Source organism: Nitrobacter vulgaris, from assembly GCF_031453995.1.
Lineage (GTDB): Bacteria > Pseudomonadota > Alphaproteobacteria > Rhizobiales > Xanthobacteraceae > Nitrobacter > Nitrobacter vulgaris.
Genome location: NZ_JAVDPZ010000009.1, coordinates 39,079 through 58,976, shown reverse-complemented (window position 1 = coordinate 58,976; position 19,898 = coordinate 39,079). Strand labels below are relative to the sequence as shown.

The window sequence follows — 19,898 nt, the reverse complement described above, 5'->3', positions numbered from 1 at the left end:
CCGCGCGGGAGGTGTCAGCGATGCATTATCCCGCGCAACATCTCGGCCGACCGCTTCAGCGCCGGCGTCTGCTTCACGAAGCGTTTGGCACGGGCCAGCGAAGACATGCCAATGGCAGCCATTCTGCCGCGTGTGGTGAGCGGCAGGTAGCTGTCGAAGATTGGCTCGTCGCTTTTGCAGAACAGGCGCTTGTAGTCGTCCGATCCGATTCCGAGGTCGAGCGAGGTGTAGCCGCGCCCAGCATAATGATCGATGATATCGCGCATCAGGATCAGGCCGGGACTGTAGCGGGCGCTTTCCGACATGGTGTAGGTGTTGAACATCATCGAGAAGCGGTGTCCGTCCGCGACGCCAGCGAAGATCGCGATCACCTCGGCATCGCATTCGAGGCCATGGACCTCGATGGCGCGCCCGCCATCCGTCAGCGGTGTCAGGCAAGCCGCGCGCAAGAAACTCTCGACGCCCGTCTCGGCGAACACGTTCGGAAGCTTCTGCGCGGCCATTCGCAGCGGCTTGATTGCGAAGAACGCATCACAAATCCGCTTAATCTCGGTGTCCGTCGACGCCATACAATAGCGATAGCCGGGCAGTGTTTCGAGCTTGCGTTCCTTGCCTTTGAGCCGACGTCGAAATGAGTTGCTGATGCGCGCCGACGGCGGCGCTCCCGGCGAAAATATCATCAACGGACAGCCGTTGGCAGAGGGCTGGCTCGGCAAGAGCGCCATTGGATTTTGCAGGTCGCGCCAGTGCCGCGGCTGCCGCGTGAATGCCAGCACGTCGATTCTGATTGGAAGTTCGCCGATTCCTCGAACCAGCGCGTCGAGATCCGCACGCGTGGCGGAGGCCGCGAAATCCTGCTGCCAGAGCGCCATGTTGAAAGTCGTGTGCTTGCCGCCCATGAACCGTGCGACACGAACGCCACTTTCCGTGCCCAATACGAGCGGGAGCAGCAGGAGTGGTTGTCGCTGAGCGTCGAAGGCGACGATAATGCTGGGTGGAAGTTGCTTGTCGGTTCCGACGTGTCGCTGCCAGGCAGACAGGAAGTCGAATCGCTGATAGGGCGTCGAAAACTGCGACACCTCGAGATTGCGCCAGATCGGCTCGGCTTCGCGTAGATCCTGGAGGATTTCGAGATGCGCGATACGCCGTTCGCCTGATCGTGGCTGTGACTTCGCGGTCGGACTTTCGATCAGAGCCGCCATGGTCATTGCTGAGCCTGTTATCAATTTTTTGTTAGCTTTTGGTCTGGGCGGACTTTCGCATAAAAGATGTCAACAAAGAGTAAGGGCCATATGCGAGCGGCGAGAAGGGGTTCCCGTAGGCATTCGCGTCGAAGGCGATGGATCGAAGACCCGGACTCTGGGCTTGCGCTCGCCGCCGGTGAGGTGACCGTGAGACGCTTCACGCGTCGGGTTTCGCCATCCAACTCACGATAGGCATAGCCGGCAAGACCCAGCCGAGTCCGGCGACAACATAGAAGATCGCCTGGTAGAGACCGGATGCCGCGAGCCACGGCATTTGCGCAACCGCCATGCCCAGCAGCGACCAGACGACGACCAGCACGAGCAAAGCGATCGTGCCGAGGAATTTCCGGGTGCGTATCCGCATACCTTAAAGTGCAACTCGTGACCGGGACGAGGCTTGCGCCGGGGCTGCGGTGGACTATAAAGGGCACGAAAAATACCTTCAACTGTGGCTTTTTTGATGACCCGTCCGATCGCAAAAAAGGAATTCCATCTGCGCGCCGTGCGCGGGTGGCTTGTGTTCATAGCGCTGCTGATTGCCGCGATGGTGTTGGTCGGAGGCGCGACGCGGCTGACTGAATCCGGTCTCTCGATCGTCGAATGGAAGCCCGTGACCGGCACGCTGCCTCCACTCTCGCAAGAGGAATGGGCCCAGGCCTTCGAGGGCTACAAGCAGATACCGCAGTATAGCGAGATGAACGCGGGCATGACGCTCGATCAGTTCAAGACGATCTTCTGGTGGGAGTGGAGCCATCGTCTGCTGGGACGCTTTATAGGTATCGCGTTCCTGTTGCCGTTTCTCTGGTTCATGTGGCGCGGCGCGCTGCCGTCGGATCTGAAGCGGCGGCTCTGGATCATTTTCGGTCTTGGCGGACTTCAGGGCGCGGTCGGCTGGTGGATGGTCGCGTCCGGCCTCACCAAGCGCATCGAGGTTTCACAGTACCGTCTCGCGACCCATCTGGTGCTGGCTCTGCTGATTTTCGCGGCCATCGTCTGGACCGTGCGGCGATTGTCGGATCGTCCAACGTTGCTGTCGCCGATGCGGTTGCGCGTGACCAGCGGCATACTGCTGGTGCTCGTTTTTGTGCAGCTCTATTTCGGAGCGCTGGTTGCCGGATTGCGCGCCGGCAAGGTCTTCAACACCTGGCCCGACATCGACGGATCGTTCATTCCGTCCTCCGCGCGGCTGTTTTTCGAACAACCGTGGTGGCGCAATCTGTTCGACAATACGCTCACGGTGCAGTTCGAGCATCGCATGATGGCGTATACGCTGTTTGCGATTGCTGTTTTTCATCTGATTGATGCGCCCGTGTCGCGGGCAAGTTCCGCCGTCGTTCGCGGTGCGCTTTGGCTCGCCGCAGCAATGACGCTACAGGCGACGCTTGGTATCCTGACCCTCCTGCACGAGGTTCCGATCCCGCTCGCGCTGGTGCATCAGGGGGTTGCGATCCTCGTCCTCACGCTCGCGGTTGTTCAGGCGGAACGGTTGATGGCCGGTAACACGGCGCTGGAAGGGCAACGACTGCGCGTGGCGGCGGGATAAGATCGGTCCTGGTGGGCGTTCCGCGCGACCTGGTTTTCTGTTTTGGTCCGTACGAGATCGCAAGTCGGCTGCTCGCGAGTTTGAGGCCGCATGACTCCGGGCTATGCTGAAGCGGCTACGATTGATTAAAATCGTCACCTTAACCTCAACCTGACACAAAGCCGAATATCTGGCGCTATGCGGATTCGCGAATTTGCATCATGATGTCGGAGTCATAGTCAGCATCGATAACGCGGAAACCGCAAAATTCTCTCCCGGTCGTTGGCGGGTCTGAATTGGGGTCAATCATGGCGAGATCAGGCAATCTGTCGGTCCTGCTTATCAGCACCTGGGCCTTCACCGTCTGCTTCGCTGTCTGGATGATGTTCGGCGTGATCGGCATCCCGATCCGCGCGCAGCTTGGGCTTGGTTCGACCGAGTTCGGTCTCCTCACGGCGACACCCGTCCTCACCGGTGCGATATTTCGTTTGCCATTGGGCATCTGGACCGACCGCTTCGGCGGACGGATCATCATGCTGCTGTTGCTGATTGCCTGCGCGATCCCGCTTTGGCTGTCCGCCTATGCGACCGCGCTTTGGCATTTTTTGCTGCTCGGATTGGCGCTCGGTCTCGTCGGCGCTTCATTTTCGGTCGGCACACCTTACGTCGCGCGCTTCTTTCCCAAAGAGAGCCGCGGTTTCGCGATGGGCTTCTTCGGTGCAGGAACAATCGGCGCGGCGCTCAACATGTTCGTCGCGCCGTGGCTGATCGAGGCCTATGGGTGGCAGATGGTTCCCAAGGTCTATGCGGTCGCGCTGCTGGTCACGGCGCTTTTGTTCTGGGTGTTGTCCAAGCCTGATCCTGGCGTTGGCGGTCCAGTCGCATCGATGTGGCAGCAGTTGTCCGTGCTGCGCAATCCGCGGGTTTGGAAATACTGCCAGTACTACTCGATCGTCTTCGGCGGCTTCACCGCGCTGTCGATCTGGATGCCGCAATATTTCAAGACGGAGTATGGCTTCACCATCGCGCAGGCCTCGCTTCTCGCCGCCTGCTTCTCGCTCCCCGGCGGCGCCTTCCGCGCCCTCGGCGGTTGGTTGTCGGACCGTTTCGGCGCTCATAATGTGACGTGGTGGGTGCTGTGGGTTGCCTGGGTCTGCCTGTTCCTGCTGTCCTATCCCAAGACCGACCTGATCGTGCACACGATCCGCGATCCTCTGAGTTTCAGCATCGCTCTGCCGTCGTGGTTCTTCACGATGCTTCTCTTCACGCTCGGCATCGCCTTTGCCTGCGGCATGGCTTCGACGTTCAAATATATCGGCGACGACTTTCCCGACAGCATGGGCGCGGTGTCCGGCATTGTCGGCATGGCGGGCGGCCTCGGCGGTTTCCTGCTGCCGATCACGTTCGGTGCGATCTTGGACTGGCTCGGCATCAATTCGAGCTGCTTCATGCTGCTCTACGGCATCATCTGGGTGTCGCTGACCCTCAATTATCTGACCGAAGTCCGGAAGGCGCCGGTCATGGGAGAAAAGTCACGATCTCCGGCGACGGATTTATCGCGTTAAAGCATGATCCAAAAAAACACAGTTTGATGCAACGCAGTTGAATCGGAGCTCAGGTTGGGCAGCAGACGACCATATGCACTTCTTCACGCCATGGCCTGATCGAGGTCGGCCATCAGATCTTCTTTGTCCTCGATGCCGATTGACAGGCGAACGACATCGGGTCCGGCACCGGCTTTGGTCTTAGCCGCATCGTCGAGTTGGCTGTGCGTGGTCGATGACGGATGGATAACAAGCGATCGGGTATCGCCGATATTGGCAAGGTGCGAGAACAGCTTGAGTTTCGACACCAGATTGACGCCGGCGTCATATCCGCCTTTCAGGCTGAACGTGAAGACCGCGCCCGCTCCCTTGGGCGAATACTTGCGGGCAAGGGTATTGTACTTGTCGCCGGGCAATCCAGCGTAGTTGACGGCCGCGACCGCAGGGTGGACGGCCAGCCATTCAGCGATCGCCTGCGTATTCTCGCAATGTTTCTGCATCCGTAACGGCAGCGTTTCGATACCCGTCAGGATCATGAATGCATTAAACGGCGACAGCGCCGAGCCGAGATCGCGCAGGCCAAGCGCACGGCAAGCAATCGCGAATGCGAAATTTCCGAATGTCTCCTGTATCCGGATTCCATGATACTCCGGACGCGGTTCGCTCAGCATTGGAAACTTGTTGTCCTTCGACCAGTCGAATGTACCTGCATCGACGATGATGCCGCCAAGCGAGTTGCCATGGCCGCCGAGGAATTTTGTGAGCGAATGAACCACGATATCGGCGCCGTGTTCGATCGGCCGGATCAGGTATGGGCTCGCCATCGTATTGTCGACGATCAGGGGGACACCGGCCTTGCGTGCCACAGTGGCGACGGCTTCGATATCGGTGATTGAGCCCCGCGGATTGGCGATGGATTCGATGAAGATCGCTCGTGTTCGCGGCGTGACCGCTTGTTCAAAAGTCTCGACGTCGTCCGGATCGGCCCACGCCACGTTCCAGCCAAAGCTCTTGAATGCGTGCGTGAACTGATTGATCGTCCCGCCATAGAGCTTGCGCGCGGCGATGACCTCATCACCGGGCTTCATGAGTTGCTGAAGCGTGATGACCTGCGCGGCGTGTCCCGAGGCTACCGCGAGCGCTGCAGTGCCGCCTTCGAGCGCGGCGACTCGCTCTTCCAGCACCGCGTTGGTCGGATTGCCGATGCGGGTATAGATGTTGCCGAATGCCTGCAATCCGAACAGCGAGGCCGCGTGCTCGGCATCGTTGAACACGAACGAGGTGGTCTGATAGATCGGCGTCGCGCGTGCGCCGGTGGTCGGATCAGGCTGGGCGCCGGCATGGACAGCAAGCGTTGCAAAGCCTGGGATGCGATCGGTCATCTCGTGTCCTGTGTGCTCGGTCGAATGTGACACGGTGGATGCTGATGGGATCGCGGGTCGCCGTCAAGGCGCTGCCTCAAGCACCGGCTTTTTCCGCGCGTCGCGACGATGGCCGCGATGCTTTAAACCAAAATCACGCGCTCACGCCGAGCCGCTCCTTGTTGAAAGTCCCGCGGATATGCTGTCGTCGGAGGCATCGTGACTCATCTGGTGGTCCAGAACAGATCATGAGGTTTTGCGTTAGCTCCAACTCGGCAAGCTAGTGGTCGGGAAGGGAACGCTATTCTGGCACGTCGCCCGATCCAACCGCACATGCGACATCTACCTATTCTCTTCCGAACATTTGGAAATTTCACAGGTAATATAGAACCGTTTTCATAAGTATATGATTATTATATAGAAATACCTTATTAGAGGCGTTGACTAGAGATGGTCGCTTCTCTAGAACCCCAATGGTTCGGTGCGTGGGCGCCGAGGTTTCTTTTCACGGATCTCTCACATGAAAACGTTCTCGGCTAAGCCCGCCGAAGTGACGAAGAAGTGGGTGCTGATCGACGCCAGCGGACTGGTGGTCGGACGGCTCGCCACACTCGTTGCGATGCGGCTGCGTGGTAAGCATCTGCCGATCTATACGCCGCATGTCGATTGCGGCGACAATGTCATCATCATCAATGCCGCCAAGGTGGTTCTCACCGGCCGCAAGCGTGACAACAAGGTCTATTACAATCACACCGGATATATTGGCGGCATCAAGCAGCGCACTGCGAAGTCGATCCTCGAGGGTCGCTTCCCGGAGCGCGTCATCGAGAAGGCCATTGAACGTATGATCCCGCGTGGACCGCTGGGACGCGTGCAGCTTGGCAATCTCCGTGTCTACGCCGGCGCGGAGCATCCGCATGAGGCCCAGCAGCCGGAAGTCGTCGATATCGGCGCAATGAACCGCAAGAACAAGAGGGCCGCATAATTATGTCCGATACCATGCAGTCTCTCGATCAGTTGTCGTCGCTGAAGTCGGCCGAGTCGGAAGCGCCGAAGCACACCAAGAAAGTCGATAAGTACGGCCGTGCTTACGCCACCGGCAAGCGCAAGGACGCGGTTGCCCGCGTCTGGATCAAGCCGGGCGCCGGAAAAATTCTCGTCAACGCCCGAGAGGTCGAAATTTACTTCGCGCGTCCTGTGCTGCGAATGATGATTCAGCAGCCGCTTGTTGCCGCCGCGCGCGCCGGTCAATATGACGTGGTCTGCACCGTCGCCGGCGGCGGCCTGTCTGGTCAAGCGGGAGCTGTCCGTCACGGTTTGTCCAAGGCATTGACAAACTTCGAGCCCGAATTGCGTAGCGTACTCAAGAAGGGTGGCTTCCTGACCCGCGATTCCCGCGTGGTTGAGCGCAAGAAGTACGGCAAGGCGAAAGCCCGCCGCTCATTCCAGTTCTCGAAACGCTAAAGGCGCAATTGGATCGTTCATGGCATTCGCTGCTGCTTGGTGGCAGCGAACGCCGGTTCTCGGAATCCAACGCGATGATCCCTTCCGGGGCCGGAGAGGGTATATCGGGCTCCTCAAGAAGCCTGTTATGCTTGCGGGATGAAGCTGGCTTCGTCGCCGTCTGGGAAGAGAATCGGCGTGGTTCCACGTCTGCTGGTTCTCGCGCGATGCGCATTCGCCATCACGCTGCTGGTGCCAAGTGCCCTAGCGCAGGTCGGCGCGGAGACAGCGGCTGATCCCGAACCTGCCGTCAAGGCCGACAAGACAAATCAAGACAAAACCGACAAGACCGATAAGGCAGATCAAGACACGCGCGAATCGATCTGTCTGATGGTCGAGTCGGCGGCGAAGGCCGAGAGCTTGCCGCTGGAATTTTTCGCGCGCGTGATCTGGCAAGAAAGCCGGTTTCAGCCCGACGCGGTGGGACCGTTGACGCGCAGCGGTCAGCACGCCCAGGGCATTGCGCAGTTTATGCCGGGGACGGCAAATGAGCGACGGCTGCTCGATCCGTTCGATCCGGTACAGGCTCTGCCGAAATCAGCCGAATATCTGAACGAGTTGCGCGGGCAGTTCGGCAATCTGGGATTGGCGGCCGCAGCCTATAATGCCGGACCGCGCCGGGTGCAGGACTGGCTTGACGGCAAGGGGGGCATGCCGGCGGAGACGCGCAACTACGTTGTCGCGATCACGGGATCGCCGGTTGAGGACTGGGCTGCCGCCGGTAGGAGCGGCACGCCACCAGCGCAGCCATCGACGACGAGTTGCCGTGAGTTGATGGCGTTGTTGACGCGCACGCCCAATCCTTTCGTTTCGGAGCTTGAACAGCATGTGAAGCTCGGTGCCGACAAGTTATGGGGCGTACAACTCGCAGCCGGCTTCAGCCGCGTCCGCGCCATGGCCATGTACGCACGAGCCATCCGGCGGCTTGGCGCCGTGATCGGCGACCGCGATCCGAGTCTTTTGGGTTCGATATGGCGCAGCCGCGGTACCCGGACATTCTATCAGGTGCGGATCGGGGCCGATACACGCCCGGAAGCCGATGGTCTATGCAAACAGATTCGGCGTGCTGGCGGTGCCTGCCTTGTGCTGCGAAACCCGCACGTGAAAGGTTAAACCCGGTATCCACGGCGGTGCGCGACGCCGTTCGGCATGCGCCCCCTGTGTCATCAGGGCGAGATTGGTTATACTTGGCGATGAGTAACGGTCGGGATCGTGATATCAGGGATGCGAGGAGCTAACGGCGATGGTGCGAGAAAGCGAAGTCAGGGCAGGAGAGGTCGTCGTCGAGCTACCGCCGCTGACGGATGCCGGCCTGGTGTTCATTGGCCGTATTCGTACGCCGTGGACATCCCGTCTGAAGACCCCGCGTCAAGGGCGTGAAGACGGCCCGGTTTGCCGTCTCGAGATTTTTGATCCCTGGAAGCCTGCATTGCAGGGGCTCGATCGATACACGAGCATCGAAGTCATCTACTGGTTGCACCTGTCGCGTCGCGACATCGTTCTACAGACCCCAAAAAGCAGTGGCGCGACCCACGGTACGTTTTCGTTACGATCCCCGGTGCGTCCCAATCCGCTGGGAACGTCGCTGGTCAAGCTGGTCGGCATCGAGGGATCGACCGTGCTGGTGCGCGGACTGGATTGCCTCGACGAAACACCGCTGATCGATATCAAACCAAACCGCTGCCAATTCACGCCGATTGCTCCGCCGCAGGATGGCGATTTCGAAACCGGCTGACGGTTCAGTTCTCCCGTGCGCCGGGATCAGAGCCTGTCATGACTTCCCGATGCCTGTGCTCAGGAGGTCATGAGACGCCATCGTCGCCGGTCTTGCGAAATGGGCCGGCCTCCGTAAGTTCGCTGGCCGCTGCGGCGACATACTGACGTTCGCGATTGAGGTAGTCACCCACCGCGCGGCGCAGCCCCGGATCGGCAATATAGTGCGCCGAGTAGGTGGTCTGCGGAAGATAACCGCGCGCGATCTTATGCTCGCCTTGAGCGCCAGCCTCCACGGTTTTCAAGCGACGATGGATGGCAAAATCGATCGCCTGATAATAACAGACCTCGAAATGCAGAAAAGGATGATGCTCGATGGCGCCCCAGTGTCGTCCAAACAGCGTGTCCGAGCCGATGAAGTTGATGGCGCCCGCGATCCAGCGGCCGTTACGCCGGGCCATGATCAGAGCGATATCCCGGCCCATGTTTTCCCCGATCAGGGAGTAGAACGGCCGAGTCAGATAGGGCCGGCCCCACTTGCGCGATCCCGTTTCCATATAGAATTGAAAGAAAGCGTCCCAGATTTCCTCTGTGAGATCGCTGCCGGTGAGGACGTGGATGGTGATGCCGTTGGCCAGCGCATCGCGACGTTCACGGCGGATCGCCTTGCGGTGTCGCGAGTTGAGGCTGGCGAGGAAATCCTCGAAACTGGAATAGCCGTTATTCTGCCAATGAAACTGCTGGTCGGTACGCTGGAGGAATCCGTTCTCTGCGAGGAACGTCCATTCTTCCTTGCGGGCAAAAGTGACGTGGACCGACGACGTGCGGGTCGCGTCACACAAGCCGACGAGGCCACCGGCCAGCGCGGCGCAGACGGCCGCTTGGTCGCTGCCGGGGCAGATTAGAAGCCGCGGACCGGTAGCCGGCGTAAACGGAACCGAAGCCAGAAGCTTGGGATAATAGCGTCCCCCGGCGCTTTCGTAGGCATTTGCCCAGCCGTGATCGAAGACATATTCACCCTGCGAGTGTGACTTCAGATAGCAGGGAACGAGACCTACGATTGCTCCATTTTGGCGCGCGATCAAATGGCGCGGTCCCCAACCGGTTCGGGAACAAGCCGAGTTGGATTCTTCAAGAGCCAAGAAAAAGGCATGCGAAACAAATGGATTGTATGTTTCTTTTGAACTTGAAAATGAATTTTGAGGTGGCGCTGAGATCGCACCGCCGGGCGCTCCGCTGGGAGCGACCGCTGGATTGGCGCAAGCATCCCAGTCGCCAGCCGGAATTTCGCTGACGGATCCAACGGCTGCGAGCGATATTTCGGATGACGACATCAGGGGTTGAACTGGTCCTATAGTGTTTCCGAGCGAAGAAGTAGACACCGGATTATCGCGAAAAAATTTGTCAAATCAAACCTATGGAGACACCTTTGATTCCATCACACGACATCAGAGGTTGGACGCGATGTAGACAAGATCAAGGGTCGCCGGATCATGTGTTCGGGTGGAAACCCTCGAAGATCATCTGATCGGCGTGTCTTGCGGCACGAGCGCGCTGTTCCGCAGTGCGCACCGTCCACGTCAGCAAGGGACATCTGAAAATGTTTCTTGCAATCCAAGGTGCCAGAGCTGGAAGTTCGTTCACGTTGTAAGCTACAAAATGCGGTTGGGTACGAAAAGCATGACGCAGATGGGTCATCGCGGCGCGCTGGAGCGAGGTAGTCTTCGGCCAGTCGGTCTTCGTGTAATGGCGTTCGGCGACGATACCGCGCGGGCGCGACGGCATCAATTCGCGCATCGCCATGACCTGATCCGGGTCGAAAGACATACCGGCTGCCGGCCCGTCATAGCCGGACAGCACCTCCGCCATGCGGCGCACCAGCCGCGTGCTGCTATCGAAATGACTTTTGACCTCGATCACCAGCGGCACATGGCCGCCGACCATCGCGCAGAGTTCCGCGAGCGACATCATTCTTTCTGACGTGTTCTTGAAAACGACCCGCTTGAGTTCGGCCACGGTCTGGGTCTGCAAGGCTCCCGATCCCTCGGTCAGTCGGCCAAGTTCATCGTCATGGTGGACCATGGCCTCGCCGTCGGCGGTAAGCTGGATATCCACCTCGATGCTGAAGTTTCCGGCGATGGCCGCCCGGATCGCCTCAGGCATGTTCTCCACGATGCCGCGAGCGTGGTCATGCAGGCCACGGTGGGCGATCGGGCGTGCTGTCAGCCAGTCGGGTGCGCGCATCAGAGTCAGGCGACTTCGAACAGGCCTTCGATTTCGACCGCCGCATCTGCGGGAAGGGAGGCGACGCCGACGGTGCTGCGTGAATGGCGGCCCTTGTCGCCAAACGCTGCAACCATCAGATCCGATGCGCCATTCAACACCTTGGGTCCATCGAGAAAATCGGGAGCGGAGTTGACGAAGCCGCCCAGTCTGACGACGCGGACAACCTTATCGAGATCGCCGAGCGCGGCTTTGACCTGCGCCAGCAGATTGAGGGCGCAGCCGCGCGCAGCGGCGTTGCCTTCTTCAACGGTAACGCCTGCGCCCAGCTTGCCCTTCGCGATCAAGTTGCCGTCGGAATCGAGGCAGAGCTGTCCGGATACGAACAGCAGGTTACCGGTACGGACAAAGCCGACGTAATTCGCCACGGGCGATGCTGGTTCATGCAGGGTGATGCCCTGCGCGGCCAACTTCTGCTCAATCACTCCCGCCATGTCAGCCCCCCCCAGTAATGGATGTTCCACTCGAAATCCGTTGAGGAGCCTATCTCGCCTATCGTCGTACGACATGCAAGCCAATGCCGAGTTCGGGCAAGTATCTGACGGGCGATCAAACTTTCGGGATAGGCCGCAAAATCGCAGTGTGCGGCCGTACCTCCCCAGTTGCAGCGCAATGGAGCGGTGACTATGGTCGGATTCGGTCCATCGAGAGACGATATGCGCCATCATTTCCATCGCTCCGCCTTGTGGCTTTGGTCAGGGTTTCTGGCGGCGACCGTAGCCGCTGCCTTCCTGCCGACATCTGGTGATGCCGCGCACGCCGCTGCCGGCGTTCCGTTTCTATCCCACCAGGCTCTGTATAATTTGAGCCTGGCGAAGTCTCGTGGCAGCACGTCTCTGGACAGCGCCCGCGGACGAATCCTTTACAAGTTTTCCGGAAGCACTTGCGAGGGCTATACGTCTGATTTCAGGCAAGTTTCAGAAATGGACAACGGCGAAGGTAAAACCACGCTGAGCGATATGCAGTCCACGAGCTGGGAGGACGCGGAGGGAAGGACTTACCGTTTCAAGATCATGACTCGCATGAACGATGACGATCAGAGCGAGGTTGACGGAGTCGCTGAGCGCACCGGTGACAAGATTACCGTGAAACTGAAACGGCCGTCGACCAAAACGTTCACCGTCGACGGCAAGGCGGTGTTTCCGACCGAACAGATCCAGCGGATCATCGCGGCTGCAAAAGAAGGAAAGTCGATGCTCGAGCTAACCGTGTATGACGGAGCCGACAACGGTGAAAAAGTCTACAACACTTTTTCGGTTATCGGAAAACCCATACGGGGGGAAGCGACGAGATCGTCGCCCGATCCATCGACCACCCATAGTCAGATGAAGACCCTGACGCGATGGCCCGTCACTGTCAGCTACTACGAACGCGACGCTGCACGTACCGGCGGTGAACAGATCCCGAATTACTCCATGTCTTTCGAGCTGTTCGAGGATGGCGTGTCGCGGGCGTTGGTGCTCGACTACAATGATTTCGTGATTTCCGGGACGATGGATAAATTCGACGTCAGCGATGTCAGGAGTGCCAGGCCCTGCAAGTGATGTCAGGCAAAAGATATTCACGGATGCTCCCGAACGATGGCTTCCGGGTATTTTGGGAATATGAGCCAGTCATTTTACTGACGTTGTCTTATTGCTGACGTGGTTTTTCGGGTCCTTCATAGGCCAGGCCGCGGATTACGACCGCGCTCCCGAACTTCTTGCGAAGGTCATCCATTGCCCGCTCAGCATGAGCTGAGCGAAGATCCAGCATATCGGCCACGTTAGCTTGCGATTCCGCCCGGAGCGCGCTGACGCCTATTCCCATCAGGCGGAAAGCTGTGCCATCGATTTCCTTCGTCAGCATTTCTCGGCACGTTGCGAAAATCTTTACCGCAAGGTGCGTCGAAACGGGGATTGATTGCGAACGGGTCCGTTGCCGGAAATCGGCGGTCTTGAGTTTCAGCGTGATGGTCGATCCCGCTAGCTCACTTGCCTTCAGTCGCGAGGAGACCTTCTCCGACAGCCGCCAGAGGAACCGTTCGAGCGTGGCGAAATCGCGGATGTTGGACTCGAACGTTGTTTCGCTCGAGATGGTCTTGGCGCCGCGATCTGCGATCACCCGCCGGTCGTCGATGCCCCGTGCCAGCCGCCACAATTGGCGACCCTCGGCCGGAAACTGCTTCATCATTTCCATTTCGTTGGCACGCTGCAGATCGCCGATTGTCCGAAAGCCGCGTTCCGACAGACGCTCCTGGGTGGCCGGACCGACGCCGAACATGAAACTTACAGGTTTGTCCGCGAGCATAATGCACGCTTCGTCCTGATCGAGCGCCGTGAATCCGCGGGGCTTATCGAGGTCAGAGGCGATCTTAGCGAGGAACTTATTGCACGACAGTCCGACCGATACCGTGATGCCGAGTTCGCGCTCGACGTCAGTTGCAAATTTCGCCAGCACCTTGGCTGGAATCATGCCGTGAACACGCCGGGTGCCGCTCAGGTCGAGAAAGGCTTCGTCGATCGACAGCGGCTCTACCAGCGGCGTCAGCGCCTGCATGGTGGTGCGCACCTCACGACCGACCCGCACATACTTCGCCATGTCGGGCGGAACCACGGTCGCAAAGGGGCAAAGCGCAAGGGCCTTGAACATCGGCATTGCAGAATGCACGCCATACGTCCGAGCAGTATAGCAGGCGGCCAGAACCACGCCGCGCCGACCACCGCCTACGATTACGGGTTTGTCTGCTAAGGCCGGGTTGTCCCGCTTTTCGACCGTTGCGTAGAACGCGTCGCAATCGATGTGGGCGAGGGCCAGTGCCGGTAGCGTCCGATGTCGCACCAGCCGGGGTGAGCCACACGCGCTGCAACGGGGCGCCGTAAAGCTGAGGTCATCAAGACAATCGCGGCAAAAGCATAAGGGACCATCGGACGGACCTGCGGTCACGGGACGTCGCGTTTCTGAAAGGATTCGCTGAGCGCCAGCCGGGCGGCTGCGATAGTGGTGGGATGATGTCCGGAAAACTCCGAAAATGCCTCCACGGTTGCGTCATCGCGCAGCATGAAATCGAGCACGCCGGTGAGGAAGTGCGGATCGGAGGCAGAGCTGCGCAGAGTTTGAGGACCAATTCCGGTCTCGGCTAGAAATCGGCCTAAAATTTCGGCGTCGGCCGCGACAAACGAAAGGGCCTGAATTGCTACCAATTCAGCTGCTTCGCGCGGGTTTTGCACACGCTTTGTCGTCACGACCGTTTGCCTTTCCGTAACCTATCAATTCTACTTTGGAACCAGCATGACCGAGTCCCGAAACCTTCAAACAAGTGCTAATCCGCTCGCATAAAGATCGTCTTACGTCTTAACAGCTTAGAGCGAATTCTAGTGCAAATCTAACTCCAGTTAGCGGATAAGTATTGCTGTGCCGGCATGTTTTCGCTCACCAGCGTGGATGAGCACCGAGTCGACTGGAGGGCCAGGGTGGCCAAGACGGTCCTGATTGTGGAAGACAACGAGCTTAACATGAAGCTCTTTCGCGATCTGTTGGAGGCTCATGGTTACCACACGTCCGGGACCAGCAACGGTTTCGAGGCGCTCGATCTGGTTCGCAAACTTCGTCCCGATCTGGTCCTCATGGATATTCAGTTGCCGCAGGTGTCCGGTCTCGATGTCACGCGCTGGATCAAAGACGATCCTGAACTGCGCGCGATCCCCGTTGTTGCTGTGACCGCATTTGCAATGAAAGGCGACGAGGAACGTATCCGCGAGGGCGGCTGCGAGGCTTACCTGTCAAAGCCGATTTCGGTTGGCAAGTTCATCGAGACCGTCCGCCGGTTCGTGGGTTGAGGAGACAAGAGTGTCTGCGCGTGTTCTGGTCGTCGACGACATCCCCGCCAACGTCCGGCTCCTTGAAGCACGATTATCGGCGGAATATTTCGATGTCATAACCGCTTCTAATGGCGCGCAAGCACTGGAGACCTGCGCCCGTGCCGAGTACGACATCATTCTCCTCGACGTGATGATGCCTGACATGGACGGTTTTGAGGTCTGCCGCCGGCTGAAAGCAAACCCGGCAACCCATTTTATTCCGGTGGTGATGGTGACGGCGTTGGACAGTCCGTCCGACCGCGTGCGCGGTCTCGAAGCCGGCGCCGATGACTTCCTGACAAAGCCGGTATCGGATGTGGTTTTGACCGCAAGAGTCCGTTCGTTGACGCGTCTGAAGATGATGACCGACGAACTCCGCATGAGGGCCGTGACCTCGCTCGAAATCGGCGTGCAGGCGCCGGAGCGCGAGGCGGTTGGTGATAACGGGAAGGGCGGGCGTATCCTGTTGGTCGACGATCGCCCCTCATCGTACGAGCGGTTGGCATCGATGCTGAGCGCCGAACACACCGTTGATATTGAAACCGAACCCTCCGAAGCGCTGTTTCGTGCCGCCGAAAGCAATTACGATCTCCTTATCGTCTCGCTCGGGCTGGAAAATTTCGACGGTTTGCGGTTGTGCAGTCAAGCGCGCTCGCTGGAGCGGACGCGGCACGTTCCGATTCTGGCTGTTGCTGATGCCGACGGCAATGGACGATTGCTGCGTGGTCTTGAGATTGGCATCAATGATTATTTGATGCGGCCGATCGACAAGAACGAGTTACTTGCCCGCGCGCGCACGCAAGTTCGCCGCCGCCGCTACACCGTTCACCTGCGTGACAAAATGCAGAGTTCGATCGAAATGGCTGTCACGGACGGACTGACCGGGCTGCACAACCGACGTTACATGGAAAGCCATCTGGCGACGCTGGCCGAGCAGGCCTCGCTGCGGGGCAAGTCATCAGCGCTCATGATGCTCGATATAGATTACTTCAAGTCGATCAATGATAGCTACGGTCATGATGCCGGTGACGATGTTCTGCGAGAGTTCGCGCTGCGAATCCGCAAAACCATTCGAGGCATCGATCTCGCCTGCCGTTACGGCGGAGAGGAGTTCGTGGTCGTGATGCCGGAGGCCGATCTGCATGTCGCGAGCATGGTGGCCGAACGTCTGCGCCGCGCGATTGCTGGCGAACCGTTTTCCGTCCACAAGGGGATGAAGCGGATCAAGGTGACCATCTCGATCGGACTATCAACCCTGGAGCGGAAGGGGGAGCCTGTCTCTGACGTTCTCAAGCGCGCCGATGTCGCGCTTTACCGCGCCAAGCATGACGGCCGAAACCGCGTCGTGGCGGAGGCGGCGTAGTCATTATATCAATGCGATTTTGATCCCGCGTGTGGTGCATCGTCGAACCAACGATCGGTCGCAGCTTTCTTCTCCGGCACTATTAAATGCGTCTTGGCCGTCGGTCGTGCCAGCGAGACGGTGGCGAGACATGACGCACGCGCTTCCATCTTGAATTGACGAGCGTATGGGCGAGTGCATGGCACTCGGCTGAGCCCCGGTGGCCGCAACGCCAGCCGTGACGCCGAAGGCGGCATCAAGCCAACGCAAAACGGAGCCCGAAAGCTCCGCTCAATTCACCGCCGATGAAGCGATCTAACGTGATCGTCACTTGATCTTGGCTTCGCGGAATTCGACGTGTTTGCGCGCGACCGGATCGTATTTTTTCTTGACCAGCTTGTCGGTCATGGTGCGCGAATTCTTTTTAGCTACGTAATAGAAGCCTGTGTCAGCGCTGGAAACCAGCTTGACCTTGATGGTGACCGCCTTGGCCATGTGCAAACCCTTGATGTCGGGAAACGGAAAAGCCGGCCTGCATCAGGCCTGCATTTGGCCGGCAAACTAGCCTCGAAACATCGAAAGTCAAGGATTTCGAGGCTGGTGACGTAAAAATCAGCCCACGACGGCACATTGCCTCGCCGAGGGCAGGCGGCTTTCGAAGCCGTCCTGCCTAGGCAAAGGCGATTGTCATAGTATTGTCCGCTTTTGTGTATTCTTTCGGATTCTGTTCATTTATTAATTTTATGAAAAGGTAAGAGAATTGGAATGAGCTTGTAGGGTTGTGGGTGGCCTTCCAATTATGGTCGAAGCGTCAAGTGTGGCTCTAACGCCCCAGACACGGAACTTCTGCTGAGACTGATCGCAAGGGGTTCCATGGCACCCAGACGACGACTATGCTCGTTTGGGGAAAGAAATATGTTGCGTCGAGACGAGTGATTCGAGGGATGATCCGGCGTAGAGGCTCCGCCTCGTTTGCGTCTGGGGAATGAAGAAAAGAATGGAATTCCGCGGATGGGTGGTATGAGACTGGTGGCCGGCGCCGCCGTGTTGGCTCTTGCGACTGCTTTGCCAGGAGCGGCGACACGGGTCTTCGCCGATACCATCGAGTCTGCACTGGTGCGGTCCTACCAGAGCAACCCTCAGCTCAATGCCCAGCGCGCCTCGGTTCGCGCTACCGATGAGAGCGTACCGCAAGCCTTGTCGGGCTATCGACCCAAAGTCGCCATAACCACCAGCGGCGGCTTTCAGCATAACGATTTTAGCGTCACCCAGGGTCTGCCAAGTCAGGGACTGGTGGGAAACATACAGGCCCAGCTTAAGGGTGATCGGACACCAGTGGCTTACGGCGCCACGGTTTCACAGACGCTCTTCGACGGTTTTCAGACCGCCAACAAGACCCGTGCGGCAGAAGGACAAGTTTCGGCATCGCGCGAGGGATTAAGGGTTCTCGAGCAAACCGTACTACTCGCGGCAGCAACGATCTATATGGATTATTTGCGAGACTCTGCCATTGTGGAAGTTCAGCGCAGCAATGTCCGCGTGCTTGAGGAGACGCTGAAGCAGACGCGTGATCGTTTCAATGTCGGCGAGGTGACCCGCACCGACGTGGCGCAATCGGAAGCGCAGCTCGCCGCCGGTCGCACCCAGCTTATGGCCGCTGAATCCAACCTCACGACCACCCGCGCGAATTATCGGCGCATCGTTGGTAACGAACCGGGGCAATTAGCACCGGGGTCGCCGGTCGATCGCTTCTTGCCGGCGACGCTCTCGGCCGCCGTGGATCTTGGGCTTATCCAAAATCCCAATGTGACCGCGGCGATGTATGGAATCGACGTCAGTCACTTGCAGGTCAAAGTTGCGGAGGGTGCGCTGTTTCCGAACGTTAGCCTCCAGGCCAATGTGCAACAGAGCTACAATCAACAGCTCACGGTACCGAGCCAACTTATCGCGTCTGCGATCGCGCAGGTAACGGTGCCGATCTATCAGGGTGGCGCTGAATATTCGCTGATCCGACAGTCCAAGGAAACGCTGGCGCAACAGCGTCTCACCCTCGAGTTGGTCCGCACTCAGGCACGCGCCAGCGTGGTGCAGGCGTGGGGCCAACTCGTCGCGACCAAATTACAGGTGCAGTCGGCGCAGGCACAGGTTGAGGCATCCGAGATCGCGGTCAACGGCATCCGCGAAGAGGCCAAGGCCGGGCAACGCACTACGTTCGATGTATTAGTTGCGCAACAGACGCTCGTCACCGCGCGGGTGGCGCTGGTGACTGCTCAACACGATCGCGTGGTCGCCTCTTACGCGGTTTTGAATGCCGTTGGTCGGCTGTCGCCCCAGGTGCTTAAGCTAAACACCACGGTGTACGATCCGAGTGTCCACTACCATCAGGTTCGCGACAGTTGGGGTGGTATGCGTACGCCGGATGGACAGTGATCGCGCCGACGGCGGCCGCGTTCACAGTCAGTTGCTTGCAATCAATTGTTACCATGCCATACCTTTACGCAAGGGCATGAAGCGATTCGAGCGATAGTCGGCGTTTATCTATCGGTCTTGCCGCGGAAGTCCGGGCTGAGAATTGATGTTGTCACCGGTTCACAATGCTTTCTCGGGCAACAAATCCGGTTGCGATCGAAATCGGCGGCCGCATCTGGAGCCGGAAAAATCCTTTTTCGCTTGAGGCCAACGCGCTGGCCAGGATCGTGACAGATGTGGAGTTGGACATGACGCAGCCTGCAAAGGTCCAAGAGCCCTCTATGGAGGAGATTCTGGCGTCGATTCGCCGCATTATAGCGGACGATGAGAAGCCCGCGGCGGCTGGAAGGACCGTCGTTGCTGACGCAACTGTAGCAAAACCTGGATCTGTCAGTTCGATCCCTAAGCCGGCGACAGCCGCGAACGCTGACGGCGCCAATAGCCAGGACGATATTGACGCGATGCTTGCGAGCTTCGATGCCGCAAGCGCCGAAGAGGAAGTCCGGCCCGTCCAGGCTGAGGAGGTGTTTGAACTGACGGATGAGATGGCCGTGCCAAATGCAACGCAAGCCGTTTTTCAGAAGATCGAGCCTCAGGACGATTTGGAATTCGCCGAAATTGCGCAGGTTCCGGCTATGCCGCCGGATCCCGCCACCGTGGCTCGACCGTCCAGTCTAAATGCCGCAGCAGCGGAAATTCTGTCGCATTCGACGGTTTCCGCAGTCGAAACGGCCTTCAGCTCGCTTGCCAGTACGGTGCTGACTAATAACGCCCGCACCCTTGAGGACCTCGTCAAGGAGATGCTGCGCCCGATGCTGAAGTCCTGGCTCGATGACAATCTGCCGGGGCTGGTGGAACGCATCGTCAAGGCTGAAATCGAGCGGGTCTCGCGCGGTCGTCCGTAATCCATTCCCGTAGCCGGGAAAGCCGCGGCCATTGGAGCGGGGAAAGTCCCGCCCCCCTGACGTCCTTGAGCTCGCATCCGCGCTCCAGAGCATTTTCCGGCTAAGTGGAATCCGGTTAGCCGTAAGAAAATGCTCCCAATCAATAACTCGCGCGTATTCCGATCGCAAAACCG

The 19,898-nt window shown here is 58.8% G+C and carries 20 protein-coding genes; 11 read left to right on the top strand and 9 right to left on the bottom strand.

The window, feature by feature from the left end:
- Positions 1–14: 14 nt before the first annotated feature.
- Both GGQ85_RS07740 and GGQ85_RS07735 read right to left on the bottom strand, forming a co-directional pair.
- On the bottom strand, positions 15–1,208 hold the full coding sequence (locus GGQ85_RS07740) for a GNAT family N-acetyltransferase (protein WP_309774021.1): 1,194 nt from the start codon (positions 1,206–1,208) through the stop codon (positions 15–17).
- A gap of 193 nt (positions 1,209–1,401) precedes the next feature.
- On the bottom strand, positions 1,402–1,608 hold the full coding sequence (locus GGQ85_RS07735) for a DUF2842 domain-containing protein (RefSeq protein WP_079446371.1): 207 nt from the start codon (positions 1,606–1,608) through the stop codon (positions 1,402–1,404).
- A gap of 96 nt (positions 1,609–1,704) precedes the next feature.
- On the opposite strand from GGQ85_RS07735, the gene GGQ85_RS07730 reads away from it, so the two are divergent.
- Positions 1,705–2,787, top strand: coding sequence for a COX15/CtaA family protein (locus GGQ85_RS07730; RefSeq protein ID WP_309774020.1), 1,083 nt, complete (start codon positions 1,705–1,707; stop codon positions 2,785–2,787).
- 287 nt (positions 2,788–3,074) lie between these two features.
- Positions 3,075–4,331 carry an MFS transporter gene (locus GGQ85_RS07725; protein ID WP_309774019.1) on the top strand — a complete coding sequence of 419 codons (1,257 nt, stop codon included), beginning with the start codon at positions 3,075–3,077 and terminating at the stop codon, positions 4,329–4,331.
- Positions 4,332–4,414: 83 nt separating this feature from the next.
- Here GGQ85_RS07725 and GGQ85_RS07720 read toward each other — a convergent pair whose 3' ends face one another.
- On the bottom strand, positions 4,415–5,692 hold the full coding sequence (locus tag GGQ85_RS07720) for an O-acetylhomoserine aminocarboxypropyltransferase (protein WP_079446374.1): 1,278 nt from the start codon (positions 5,690–5,692) through the stop codon (positions 4,415–4,417).
- A gap of 499 nt (positions 5,693–6,191) precedes the next feature.
- Between GGQ85_RS07720 and rplM the strand changes: the two genes are divergently transcribed.
- From rplM to tsaA, 4 genes are all read left to right on the top strand, one after another.
- The gene (gene rplM, locus GGQ85_RS07715) at positions 6,192–6,656 is read left to right on the top strand and encodes a 50S ribosomal protein L13 (protein WP_079446375.1); all 465 of its coding nucleotides are present in this window, start codon (positions 6,192–6,194) and stop codon (positions 6,654–6,656) included.
- A 2-nt stretch (positions 6,657–6,658) separates the two neighbouring features.
- Positions 6,659–7,135: a 30S ribosomal protein S9 gene (gene rpsI / locus GGQ85_RS07710; RefSeq protein WP_309774018.1), complete on the top strand. Its 477-nt coding sequence runs from the start codon at positions 6,659–6,661 to the stop codon at positions 7,133–7,135.
- Positions 7,136–7,273: 138 nt separating this feature from the next.
- Positions 7,274–8,287, top strand: coding sequence for a lytic transglycosylase domain-containing protein (locus tag GGQ85_RS07705; RefSeq protein WP_309774017.1), 1,014 nt, complete (start codon positions 7,274–7,276; stop codon positions 8,285–8,287).
- 130 nt (positions 8,288–8,417) lie between these two features.
- Complete coding sequence (tsaA, locus tag GGQ85_RS07700) at positions 8,418–8,909, top strand: tRNA (N6-threonylcarbamoyladenosine(37)-N6)-methyltransferase TrmO (RefSeq protein ID WP_309774016.1); 492 nt, start codon at positions 8,418–8,420, stop codon at positions 8,907–8,909.
- Between the two features lie 67 nt (positions 8,910–8,976).
- On the opposite strand, the gene GGQ85_RS07695 is transcribed toward tsaA, so the two are convergent.
- The 3 genes from GGQ85_RS07695 to GGQ85_RS07685 all read right to left on the bottom strand — a co-directional run bounded on the left by GGQ85_RS07695 (position 8,977) and on the right by GGQ85_RS07685 (position 11,604).
- Positions 8,977–10,221 (bottom strand): GNAT family N-acetyltransferase, encoded by a 1,245-nt coding sequence (locus GGQ85_RS07695; RefSeq protein WP_309774015.1) that lies wholly within the window; start codon positions 10,219–10,221, stop codon positions 8,977–8,979.
- A 157-nt stretch (positions 10,222–10,378) separates the two neighbouring features.
- Positions 10,379–11,131, bottom strand: a complete 753-nt coding sequence (locus GGQ85_RS07690) for a glycerophosphodiester phosphodiesterase (protein WP_309774014.1) — start codon at positions 11,129–11,131, stop codon at positions 10,379–10,381.
- Between the two features lie 5 nt (positions 11,132–11,136).
- Positions 11,137–11,604 (bottom strand): RidA family protein, encoded by a 468-nt coding sequence (locus GGQ85_RS07685; RefSeq protein WP_079446381.1) that lies wholly within the window; start codon positions 11,602–11,604, stop codon positions 11,137–11,139.
- A 222-nt stretch (positions 11,605–11,826) separates the two neighbouring features.
- Between GGQ85_RS07685 and GGQ85_RS07680 the strand changes: the two genes are divergently transcribed.
- The gene (locus tag GGQ85_RS07680; protein WP_079446382.1) at positions 11,827–12,714 is read left to right on the top strand and encodes a cell envelope integrity EipB family protein; all 888 of its coding nucleotides are present in this window, start codon (positions 11,827–11,829) and stop codon (positions 12,712–12,714) included.
- An 88-nt stretch (positions 12,715–12,802) separates the two neighbouring features.
- On the opposite strand, the gene GGQ85_RS07675 is transcribed toward GGQ85_RS07680, so the two are convergent.
- Entirely contained in the window at positions 12,803–14,095 is a 1,293-nt protein-coding gene (locus GGQ85_RS07675) for a DNA polymerase IV (RefSeq protein ID WP_309774013.1), read from the bottom strand.
- Positions 14,092–14,394 (bottom strand): DUF3572 domain-containing protein, encoded by a 303-nt coding sequence (locus GGQ85_RS07670; RefSeq protein ID WP_079446384.1) that lies wholly within the window; start codon positions 14,392–14,394, stop codon positions 14,092–14,094. Before GGQ85_RS07670 ends, GGQ85_RS07675 begins: the two co-directional genes overlap by 4 nt.
- Before the next feature lie 228 nt (positions 14,395–14,622).
- On the opposite strand from GGQ85_RS07670, the gene GGQ85_RS07665 reads away from it, so the two are divergent.
- Entirely contained in the window at positions 14,623–14,988 is a 366-nt protein-coding gene (locus GGQ85_RS07665) for a response regulator (protein ID WP_011314701.1), read from the top strand.
- A 10-nt stretch (positions 14,989–14,998) separates the two neighbouring features.
- Positions 14,999–16,372 carry a PleD family two-component system response regulator gene (locus tag GGQ85_RS07660; RefSeq protein WP_309774011.1) on the top strand — a complete coding sequence of 458 codons (1,374 nt, stop codon included), beginning with the start codon at positions 14,999–15,001 and terminating at the stop codon, positions 16,370–16,372.
- Positions 16,373–16,678: 306 nt separating this feature from the next.
- On the opposite strand, the gene rpmG is transcribed toward GGQ85_RS07660, so the two are convergent.
- On the bottom strand, positions 16,679–16,846 hold the full coding sequence (rpmG, locus tag GGQ85_RS07655; protein ID WP_007603295.1) for a 50S ribosomal protein L33: 168 nt from the start codon (positions 16,844–16,846) through the stop codon (positions 16,679–16,681).
- Between the two features lie 525 nt (positions 16,847–17,371).
- Between rpmG and GGQ85_RS07650 the strand changes: the two genes are divergently transcribed.
- Together GGQ85_RS07650 and GGQ85_RS07645 are read left to right on the top strand one after the other, a co-directional pair.
- Positions 17,372–18,781 (top strand): TolC family outer membrane protein, encoded by a 1,410-nt coding sequence (locus tag GGQ85_RS07650; protein WP_374708859.1) that lies wholly within the window; start codon positions 17,372–17,374, stop codon positions 18,779–18,781.
- A gap of 287 nt (positions 18,782–19,068) precedes the next feature.
- The gene (locus GGQ85_RS07645; protein WP_309774004.1) at positions 19,069–19,725 is read left to right on the top strand and encodes a PopZ family protein; all 657 of its coding nucleotides are present in this window, start codon (positions 19,069–19,071) and stop codon (positions 19,723–19,725) included.
- Positions 19,726–19,898: the final 173 nt, after the last annotated feature.